At 29.2% G+C, this 8,934-nt stretch carries 10 protein-coding genes; all 10 read left to right on the top strand.

What is annotated here, in order from left to right; genetic code table 11:
- Positions 1-128 (top strand): sodium ion-translocating decarboxylase subunit beta (locus NSA23_RS16300; RefSeq protein ID WP_257490789.1); only part of this gene is annotated, 128 nt, incomplete at its 5' end.
- A 96-nt stretch (positions 129-224) separates the two neighbouring features.
- On the top strand, positions 225-1,199 hold the full coding sequence (locus NSA23_RS16295) for a P1 family peptidase (protein WP_257490788.1): 975 nt from the start codon (positions 225-227) through the stop codon (positions 1,197-1,199).
- 157 nt (positions 1,200-1,356) lie between these two features.
- Entirely contained in the window at positions 1,357-2,106 is a 750-nt protein-coding gene (locus tag NSA23_RS16290; RefSeq protein WP_042681042.1) for an ECF transporter S component, read from the top strand.
- Between the two features lie 13 nt (positions 2,107-2,119).
- Complete coding sequence (locus NSA23_RS16285) at positions 2,120-2,902, top strand: type III pantothenate kinase (protein WP_438357570.1); 783 nt, start codon at positions 2,120-2,122, stop codon at positions 2,900-2,902.
- 60 nt (positions 2,903-2,962) lie between these two features.
- On the top strand, positions 2,963-3,937 hold the full coding sequence (gene dusB, locus NSA23_RS16280) for a tRNA dihydrouridine synthase DusB (RefSeq protein ID WP_257490787.1): 975 nt from the start codon (positions 2,963-2,965) through the stop codon (positions 3,935-3,937).
- Between the two features lie 153 nt (positions 3,938-4,090).
- Complete coding sequence (locus NSA23_RS16275) at positions 4,091-4,960, top strand: hypothetical protein (protein WP_257490786.1); 870 nt, start codon at positions 4,091-4,093, stop codon at positions 4,958-4,960.
- Between the two features lie 152 nt (positions 4,961-5,112).
- Positions 5,113-5,589, top strand: a complete 477-nt coding sequence (gene greA / locus NSA23_RS16270) for a transcription elongation factor GreA (RefSeq protein ID WP_042681034.1) — start codon at positions 5,113-5,115, stop codon at positions 5,587-5,589.
- 16 nt (positions 5,590-5,605) lie between these two features.
- Positions 5,606-7,105 (top strand): lysine--tRNA ligase, encoded by a 1,500-nt coding sequence (gene lysS, locus NSA23_RS16265; protein WP_257490785.1) that lies wholly within the window; start codon positions 5,606-5,608, stop codon positions 7,103-7,105.
- Between the two features lie 291 nt (positions 7,106-7,396).
- Positions 7,397-7,972 (top strand): uracil-DNA glycosylase, encoded by a 576-nt coding sequence (locus tag NSA23_RS16260; RefSeq protein WP_097668029.1) that lies wholly within the window; start codon positions 7,397-7,399, stop codon positions 7,970-7,972.
- A gap of 2 nt (positions 7,973-7,974) precedes the next feature.
- Complete coding sequence (locus NSA23_RS16255) at positions 7,975-8,547, top strand: uracil-DNA glycosylase (protein WP_257490784.1); 573 nt, start codon at positions 7,975-7,977, stop codon at positions 8,545-8,547.
- The last annotated feature ends 387 nt before the right edge of the window (positions 8,548-8,934 follow it).

Below are 8,934 nucleotides of genomic sequence, written 5' to 3'. Positions count from 1 at the left end.
TAGTACAGAAAGTAGGGCAAGAAGAAAATCCAGGAAACTTTTTACTTATGCATGCAATGGGGCCAAATGTTGCAGGAGTAATAGGCTCAGCAGTAGCTGCAGGATTATTACTTATGTTTTTTAGTTAAATATAGCGGAGTAATTCTTCTTATAATCTGTAAAGAAGATATTCAGATTTAAGTAGAATAACACTCCGCTAATTTTATATAGAAAGGAAAATTAATATGTATAGTGGATATATTACAGATATAGAAGGAATAAAAGTAGGTCATAGTCAATCAGAAAAGGGAATGACAGGCTGTACAGCAGTTATTTGTGAGGAAGGAGCTACTACTGGTGTAGATGTAAGAGGCTCAGCTCCAGGTACTAGGGAGACAGATCTTTTAAAACCAGAAAAAGTAGTAGACAAAGTCCATGCTATACTTCTTTCGGGAGGAAGTGCTTTTGGATTAGATGCAGCTAGTGGAGTTATGAAATATTTAGAAGAACAGAATATAGGTTTTGATGTAGGAGTTACCAAAGTTCCTATTGTTAGTAGTGCTGTTATATTTGATCTCAATATTGGAGATTATAAAATTCGACCTAATTTTGATATGGGTTATTTTGCAGCAGAAAATGCTATAAAAGAAGAAAATAGACAAGGTAATATAGGTTGTGGAATGGGTGCTACAGTAGGAAAGATTTTAGGTCCAGAAAATTCAATGAAATCAGGAATTGGTAGTGCTAGTATGAATATTGGAGAACTTTGGGTTGGAGCTATAATAGCAGTAAATAGTTTTGGAGATGTATATGATTATGAAACAAATAGCATTTTAGCAGGTACTTATGATTATAAAAAAGGAAAATTATTAAACTCCTATGAAATAATGAAAAATAAGAAAAAGACTATAGGTTTTTCTATGAAGAACACTACAATAGGAGTAGTAGCTACAAATGCTATTTTATCAAAAGCAGAGGCTAATAAACTTGCTCAAATGGCTCAAAATGGATTAGCACGTTCTATAAATCCAATACACACAATGTATGATGGAGATACTATTTTTGCAATGGCTACAGGAAAAATTAAAGCTGATATAAATATTGTAGGTACATTATCTAGTGAAGTGGTATCAAGGGCTATAGCCAATGGAATACTATATGCCAATTCTTATAAAGATATTTTATCTTATAAAGATATAAAAAATGATAATAACTGTTGAAATTTTATCAAAAAAAGTCTAAAATGTAGTTGGAAGAATGCTAGGCTAGCATCCTTTATATAAGGAGCTGGACTGTTTTGTAAAATTTATTTTAAAATTAATCAAAACAACGTCTAGTATCTAAAAATTTTAAGAACTAGAACGGAGGTAGATATTTATGTTAAGAAGTGAAAGATTTAATATTAAAAAAATAGCTATTGTAGGGATTCTTGGCGGAATCTCTGCTGTTCTTGGACTAACTCCTCTTGGATTTATTCCTGTAGGTCCTACTAGAGCAACTATTATGCATATTCCTGTTATTATTGGAGCAATAATGGAAGGACCAGTAGTTGGGGCATTAGTAGGACTAATTTTTGGTTTATCTAGTATTTTTCAGGCCATAATGAGTCCAACACCTGTTTCTTTTGTTTTCCTAAATCCATTAGTTTCAATATTGCCTAGAGTTTTAATAGGTATAGTTTCTTATTATGTATATGAACTATTTAAGAAAATGGAGAAAAAAGCTTCTAAAACTATACTTTTATTAATTTGGATATTTGTACTATGCTATCTAATATTTACTTTTGCAACAGGTATAATGGGAGAAGCTAAGATATGGGAGAGCATATTTAGTTTTATATTAATTGTACTAACTTTTTTAGTAGGTTATTACTCAAACAAAAAACTTCAAAATAATGCAATAGAAGTAGTGGCATCAGCTGCTGCAGGGACATTGACTAATACTTTAGGAGTGCTTTCATTTATTTATCTATTATATGGCCAAGATTATGCATTAAAATTAGGTTTAGATCCAGATAAAGTAGGCAAGTTCATATTAGGCATAGGAATAACTAATGGAATTCCTGAAATTATAGTGGCTATAATTATTGTAACTAGTGTAGTAGCTTCTCTTGAAAAGAGAGCTTAATATATGAGGAAGGGTGAAAAGCTTGTTATTAGTAATAGATGTAGGAAATACTAATATAGTACTAGGAGTATATGAAGGAAAAAAATTAGAATATGATTGGAGAATAGCTACAGATAAAGATAAAACATCTGATGAATATGGTCTTTTGTTTGAACAAATATTTAAATATCATGGTCTATGCCCTACTATGGTAAATGATGTAATAATTTCATCTGTAGTGCCAACACTAATGTATACTATGGAAGCTATGAGTTTAAAATATTTTCAATGTGAACCTTTAATAGTAGGACCAGGAATCAAAACAGGGATGAATATTAAATACGACAATCCAAGAGAAGTTGGTGCAGATAGAATAGTCAATGCTGTGTCTGCTTATGAAAAATATGGCGGACCTTTAGTAATTGTAGATTTTGGTACGGCAATAACTTTTTGTGCTGTATCAAAAGGTGGTGAATACTTAGGAGGGGCTATTGCACCAGGGATTAAAATATCTAGTGAAGCTTTATTTATGAGAACTGCAAAATTACCAAAAGTAGAACTAGTTAAGCCAGAAGTATCAATTTGTAAAAATACAGAAAATAGCATTCAAGCAGGTCTTATATATGGATATATAGGTCTTGTGGATGGTATAATAAATAGGATGAAAGAAGAATTAAGAAATGATGGTAATGTAGAAACAGTAGTAGCTACTGGTGGCTTTGCAAGCCTTATAGCTAGTGAAAGTAAGTCAATAAATAGAATAGATAAATTATTGACTTTAGAGGGTTTAAGAATAATTTATGAAAGAAACAAGTAAAGTAGCCTTAAGGCTACTTCCTTTTTGTAGTATAAACAGATAAATTCTAGGAGTGATTTAGTGAAAATAGGAAATATACCATTAAAAAACAATATATTTTTAGCACCTATGGCTGGGATTACAGATCTGCCTTTTAGACTAATATGTAAAGATATGGGGGCAGGTTTAGTATATACAGAAATGGTAAGTGCTAAAGGATTATATTATAATGATATGAAAACTAAAAGTATTACAGATATAGATAACAAGGAAAGACCAGTGGCTATTCAAATATTTGGCTCTGATGCTGATATAATGGCAAATGTTATCGAAGAAAAAATAAATACAAGAGAAGATATAGATATTATTGACATAAATATGGGTTGTCCTGCCCCTAAAATTGTTAAAAATGGAGATGGAAGTGCATTATTAAAATCTCCTTTAAAAGTGGAAGAAATTATTAGAAAAACTGTAAAAGTATCTAAAAAACCTATAACAGTAAAAATAAGAAAAGGATGGGATAGTTTAAATACAAATGCAGTTGAAATAGCAAAGATAGCAGAAAAAGAAGGAGCGGAAGCTATTACAGTACATGGTAGAACTAGGGATATGTTCTATTCTGGGAAGGCAGATTGGGATGTAATAAAAAATGTAAAAGAAAACGTATCTATTCCGGTTATTGGAAATGGGGATATATTTAAACCAGAAGATGGAATTAAAATGCTTGAATATACAAACTGCGATGGAATAATGATAGGAAGAGGTGCTAGGGGAAATCCATGGATATTTAAGAATATATTAGAAATAATAGAAGGAAAAGAAATGAGATGTCCAACGGTGGAAGAAAAGACTAAAAAATCTATTGAACATTTAAATCTCCTATGTAATATAAAAGGTGAATATATAGGAGTTAAAGAAATGAGGAAACATATACATTGGTATGTTAAGGGGATGCCTAACTCTTCTCAAATTAGGAATCAAATAAATACGATTGAAACAAAAAATGAGATGGTAGAAGCTTTACTAGATTATTTGGCTAATTTAGAAGAAAAATAAGAAGTTTTTTAGTAATACCCCCAATATAGTCCTCATATAATAGGATACAAAATGTTAAAATAAGGGGGAATAATATGTTTCGAATATATATATATAGTTGATCCGGAAATATATATGGAACATATAAGAAAAGGCATTTTTAAATATATACCTATGAAATGGATTAGAAAGATAAGACCTAAGATGATAACTGATTTTACTAATAACAAGAAAGAAACAATCGGGAAGGGTATTGGAATTTTCACACCTAACTCTAACAAATTATCAAAAGAAGAGTTAATAGAGGGAATTTTAAAAGGAGTAGAAAAATTTAAATCAAGTAAAAGTAGAAATATTGTATTATATAATTTGGATATTTTAGAATTAAAAGATTTTCAATATATAGAGAAAAAAACAGGTTTAAGAATATTAAATGGAAAACAGACTATGGTAGAATTTCTACCTATGGTGTTAAAAGAGCTTTCAACGTTTTTGGAAAGGAAATTAATAGATGAAGAAATACTTATAATAAGTGACAATAGTTTTTTGACTTATGATTTAATAAAAGATTTATCTAATAGATTTAAATTTTTGACTATAGTAGGGAATGATGGGTATTGGATAGAAGATATTTCTAAAAAAATATATGACACTACAGGTTTATCTATATTTTATACTAGAGATATAAATAGAATACTGAAAAATTATTCTATAATAATAAATTTAAATGAAGATGTACTAATAGATATATACAAATTAAAAAGTACTACCATAGTATTTGATTTAAGTATCAAAAAGCTATTGGCTAGGAGGGTAAATTCTAGCAATAAAAATATATTGGTAATAGAAGATTTTCTATTTAGCTGCGAAGAATTACTTTTAGAGAGAAAAATTTTTGATTTGGGAAAGGAAGTCCCTTCTTATAAATATGAAGTATTTCAAGATAACAATATAGAAAACTTCAGAAAAGTTGTAGTTAATATTGAAGAATATACATTAAGGGATTTAGCATATAAAAAAATAAAAAAAAGGTCGAATATATAAGTCGTATAAGTACTTGACAATAAAAAGTTGCTAAACTATAATAGTCTCCATATAAAGATTGTGAAAAGATTTTTCAGAACATATTAAATATTTATTTTGAAAGAAAGGCTCGTTATGCCTAAATTATAAAAAAAGAAAGGGAGAGAGGGCAGATGGCTAAAAAAGATGTATTTCTAACAGCAGAGGGGTATAAAAAATCAGAAGAGGAATTAGATGAATTAAAGACTGTAAGAAGGAAAGAAATTGCAGAGAGAATAAAAGAGGCGTTAGCCTTTGGAGATATAAGTGAAAATGCTGAATATGATGAAGCTAAAAATGAACAGGCTCAGTTAGAGGAAAGGATTGCAAAATTAGAAGCATTACTTAGAAATGCAAAAATAATTGATGAAGAAGATATATCTACTGACAATGTAAGTATAGGTTCGAGAGTTAAGGTCAAAGATTTAGAATATGATGAAGAAATAGAGTATACTATAGTAGGTTCTGCAGAATCAGATCCCTATGAAGGAAAAATTTCAAATGAATCTCCAGTAGGAAGAGCTTTAATAGGAGGAAAATTAGGTGATACTGTCGAAGTAAAGGTACCAGATGGTATTATAAAGTATGAGATTCTTGAAATAGCAAGATAGAATAGGAGGAAATTATATGTCAGGAACAGAAGAAAATATTAATGAAATGCTAAGGTTGAAAAGGGAAAAATTAGACAAACTTATAGAAATGGATAGAAATCCCTTTCATATTACAAGCTTTGACTACACTCATTACAGTAGCCAGATAAAAGAAAATTTTGAGGAAATGGAAGGAAAAGAAGTAAAGATAGCAGGTAGGATCATGTCTAAAAGAGGACATGGAAAAGTAAGTTTTACAGATATTCAAGATAGTGAAGGAAAGATACAATTATTTGTTAAAAAAGATGCATTAGGCGATGAAGAATATGAATTATTTAAACTTTATGATATTGGAGATATAATAGGTGTACATGGAGAAGTATTTAAAACTAAAACTGGGGAAGTATCTATTAAAGTTGATGAAGTAACTCTTCTAACAAAATCATTGCAAATTTTACCAGAAAAGTTCCATGGACTTAAAGATCCAGATTTAAGATATAGACAAAGATATGTAGATTTAATCATGAACCCAGAAGTAAAAGAAACATTTATACTTAGATCAAATATAATCAAAGCTATTAGGGAATATTTAGATGATAGAGGATTTATAGAAGTAGATACTCCTATACTTAGTACAATTGCAGGAGGAGCAAATGCAAAGCCTTTTATTACTCATCATAATACATTAGATATAGAAATGTATTTGAGAATTGCTAATGAGTTGTACTTAAAGAGATTAATCGTAGGTGGATTTGAAAAAGTTTATGAAATGGGTAGAATGTTTAGAAATGAAGGTATGAGTCATAAGCACAATCCAGAGTTTACAAATATAGAACTTTATCAAGCTTATGTAAATTATGAAGAAATAATGAGACTTACAGAAAATTTAGTGGCTTATGTAGCTGAAAAAACATTGGGTACTACAAAAATAAACTACCAAGGAAAAGAAATAGATTTGACTCCCCCTTGGAAAAGATTAGATATGGCTGAAGCTGTAAAAGAATATACTGGAGTAGACTTTAGTACTATCAATACAGATGAAGAAGCGTTAAATTTGGCTAAGGAAAAAGGTATTGAAATTAGAGAGGGAATGACAAGAGGTCATGTTATAAATGAATTCTTTGAAGAATTCTGTGAAGAACATTTAATACAACCTACTTTTATAACAGGTCATCCTGTAGAAGTTTCTCCATTAGCTAAAAGGAATTTAGAAGATCCAAGAAAAACAGATAGATTTGAAGCTTTTATAAATAGTTGGGAAATAGCAAATGCTTTTAGCGAACTAAATGACCCAATAGATCAAAAACAAAGATTTGTAGACCAATTAAAGCAAAGAGAACTAGGTGATGATGAAGCCCATGTAATGGATGAGGACTTTGTCAATGCATTAGAAGTAGGACTTCCTCCAACAGGAGGGTTAGGAATAGGAGTAGATAGGCTAATAATGATTCTAACAAACCAACCAAGTATTAGAGATGTACTATTATTTCCAACAATGAAGCCAATAGATAAAGACAATGAAAATAATGAAGAATAAAGTAAATAGATTTTAAAATAGCAGAATGATATTATCATTTTGCTATTTTAATTTATTGAGTTTACACAGTAATTAAAAATATTTTTTTCTAATTTTTATTTTTCATAAAGTGAATAATCCAATAACTTATAAGCGAAATAGAAAATTTTATTTAAATAAGTAGTATTTAAAATAACTCCAAGTAAAGAGTAAAATCATTTCAAAACTGCCTAGAAAAAATTAATTGTGATAAAATGTATATATAAGTATTTTAATTATAATATTTAAAAGTAGTTTATTGGAGGAATTTATATGTATACTCTAGAAGAACTTCAAAGTGTTGTTTCAAAATGTAATAGATGTGATTTACATAAAGAAAGAACTCATACTGTTTTTGGAGAGGGAAATCCAAAGTCTAAAATAATGTTTATAGGGGAAGGGCCTGGATATTATGAGGATCAAACTGGTAGACCATTTGTAGGAAAAGCAGGTAAGCTTTTTGATAAAATGCTTAAAGCTATTGAGCTTAAAAGGGAAGACATATATATTGGAAATATAGTGAAATGCAGACCACCTAAGAATAGAAACCCACTTGAAAAAGAAAGTAAAATTTGTATAGAATATTTAAGATGGCAAGTAAAGATAATAAATCCAGATATTTTAGTTTGTTTAGGTGCAATAGCTTCAAAAAATATTATAGATCCTAGTTTTAAGATTACAAAGGATAGAGGAAAGTGGATAGAAAAAGGTAAATTTCATATGATAGCAACCTATCATCCCGCAGCATTACTTAGGGATGAAAATAAGAAGAAAGATGCTTGGGAAGACTTTAAGAATATAAAAGAAAAGTATATGGAAGTAATAGGGGAATCAAGAAAGGATGATTAAACTTGAAGGATAATAAACTTAGGGAATTAAACAACGCAATTGTTGAAGAACATAAAGATAAAGAACTAGTACTTGGAAATGGAAATATAAATAGTCTGATAATGCTTATTGGAGAAGCACCAGGGGCTAAGGAGGTTCAATTTAAAATACCTTTTGTAGGCCAGGCAGGCAAACATCTTGAAGAATTTTTAGAAATTTTAGAAATAAAAAGAGAGGATGTATATATAACAAATGTGGTTAAATTTAGACCTACGAAAAAAAGTACAAAAACTGGTGGACTAATAAATAGGACTCCTACTGTTAAAGAAATAGAGGCTTTTAAAAAGTATCTAATAGATGAAATTAATATAATAAACCCTAAAATTATAGTAACTCTTGGAAATACACCTCTTAAAGGTGTATTTGAAAATGAAATGAAAATAGGGCAAGTTCATGGAGAGATTCAAATGGTAAAGGTCAGGGACAAAGATTACAAAGTATTCCCTCTATACCATCCAGCAGCAGTTATATATAGAAGAGAATTAAAAAAAGTGTATATAGAAGATTTAAAGAAACTTAAGAAAGTAATAAACTAATTTATAGTGATTGATGAAATGTGAAAGTCTTAAATGTATTGATATATTACTATTAAAGATGTATTATAATGTTCTTTCACTAATTATAGTTAGATTTATAAATCAACTATTAAGATGGCTAAATATGAATGAAAAAAAGAAGAACTTCGAAAAATGTAAAAAAATAAAATAAAAACAAAAAAGTTGTTGACATTATAATAAAAAGCTGCTATAGTATTAAGAGTTGACAGCAAGTCAACTAAGCAGCACAAAAACTAAATAGTGTAAAAAGTCCTTAAGTTAATAACTTTAATTAAAACTTAAGTTCATATGAAAATATGAAAGTAAGTAATTCTGAGATTAAACTTTTATTATGAGAGTTTGATCCTGGCTCAGGATGAACGCTGG

This window comes from Anaerosalibacter massiliensis (genome assembly GCF_024623155.1).
GTDB classification, from domain to species: domain Bacteria; phylum Bacillota; class Clostridia; order Tissierellales; family Sporanaerobacteraceae; genus Anaerosalibacter; species Anaerosalibacter massiliensis.
The sequence above is the reverse complement of the archived record's forward strand: the minus strand, read 5'-3'. Positions and strand labels throughout refer to the sequence as shown.